1 pseudogene is annotated in these 831 nt (G+C 59.4%); it reads left to right on the top strand.

The window, feature by feature from the left end:
- A pseudogene (locus NW819_RS14480) lies at positions 1–663 on the top strand (flavin-dependent dehydrogenase); the annotation flags it as partial.
- Positions 664–831: the final 168 nt, after the last annotated feature.

Below are 831 nucleotides of genomic sequence, written 5' to 3'. Positions count from 1 at the left end.
GGGGATGCGGCGGCTATGCAATCGCCCCTTAGCTTTACCGGCTTTGGATCCCTGGTGCGCAACTGCCCCCGCCTGTGCGATCTGCTGGATACGGCGCTGCGCCACGACCTGCTCAGGGCTGCAGACTTAGCCCAGATCCGGGCCTACCAGGGCAACTCCGCCGTCACCTGGCTCTTCTCGCGGGGGATGATGGTGCCCACCGGCAAGGTGCTGCCCCCCGAGCGCATCAATGCCACTCTCAACAGCTTTTTCGGCATTCTCGCCACCGAGCCGCCGGAGGTGGTGGACGATTTCATCAAAGACCGGGCTGGCTGGCTGGCCTTTAACCGCATGGCCATCAAAGCTGCCCTGCAAAACCCACGGCTGCTGCTGTGGATCTGGGAGGCCGTAGGGGCCAAAGGCTTTGCCCAGTGGCTACCCACCTACTTCAGCTATACCGGCCTGGCCTTGACCTCTGCTTTGTTCAGGGGCTGGCTTCCAAATCTGCTGCGTCGCCTGCAGCCCTGGCTAGAAGCGCGTTACCCCCGCCTGTGGCTGCGCTGCCTGCAGTGGAGCTACACCCTCACCTATGGAGTGGGACAGCCGCGCATTCAGTTTCAACTCCCCCCCACTCAAGAAAAGACCCAAGACACAATACCAACTTGGATAGAGGAGAGGGCTTGAGCTGGTGGCGCGGTCGGAGAATGCGGCCACGCCAGTTTTTTGATGCCTGTGCTTTTGCTTGCCTCAAGTCACAATCTTCAATGTCTGCTTCAATGTCTGCAGAAAAGGCAGGTGACAATACAGCCTGTTCACAAACTGGGGGATACAAAAATCGTGTTTCCGAGGCTT

Source organism: Synechococcus sp. R8-2, assembly GCF_047461715.1.
Lineage (GTDB): Bacteria > Cyanobacteriota > Cyanobacteriia > Thermostichales > Thermostichaceae > Thermostichus.
Note: the sequence above shows the minus strand (reverse complement) of the source record. Positions and strands in the feature narration are given on the sequence as shown.